The following is a 605-nucleotide window of genomic DNA, read 5'->3' on the forward strand; positions in this document are numbered from 1 at the left end:
CTACGGGGACCGGATCGGCCGCAAGTCCACCCTGATCGTCACGTTGCTGCTGATGGGGATCGGCACGGCCCTCATCGGGCTGCTGCCCTCGTACGCCGCGATCGGCATCGCCGCGCCGATCCTGCTGACCGTCCTGCGGATCCTGCAGGGCGTCGCGGTCGGCGGCGAATGGGGCGGCTCGGTGCTGCTCGCCATGGAGTGGGGCACGACGAAGCGGCGCGGCTTCATGGCCAGCTGGCCGCAGCTCGGGGTCCCGCTCGGCCTGCTGCTGTCGACGGCGCTGGTGCAGCTCATGTCGTCGACCACCGGTCCGGGGTTCCTGACGTGGGGCTGGCGGGTGCCGTTCCTGGCCAGCATCCTGCTCGTCGCAGTGGGGCTGTACGTGCGGCTGAAGGTGCTGGAGAGCCCGGAGTTCGCGGCGGTCAAGCAGAAGAAGACCGTGCACCGGATGCCGATCGTGGAAGCCCTGCGCACGCAGTGGCGCGAGATCGTCACCTCGGCCTTCGTGCGACTCTCGGAGCAGGCGCCCTTCTACATCTTCACCACCTTCGTGCTCACCTACGGCACCGAGCAGCTGCAGCTGAACCGCTCCGGGCTGCTCAACG

The 605-nt window shown here is 69.1% G+C and carries 1 protein-coding gene; it reads left to right on the plus strand.

What is annotated here, in order from left to right:
• A partial coding sequence (locus tag ABFY07_RS42815; RefSeq protein WP_346179629.1) for an MFS transporter occupies positions 1-605 on the plus strand: 605 nt, incomplete at both ends.

Origin of the sequence: Streptomyces sparsogenes subsp. cuspidosporus, assembly GCF_039532705.1 — a bacterium.
In the GTDB taxonomy this organism is placed as follows: Bacteria; Actinomycetota; Actinomycetes; order Streptomycetales; family Streptomycetaceae; genus Streptomyces; species Streptomyces sparsogenes.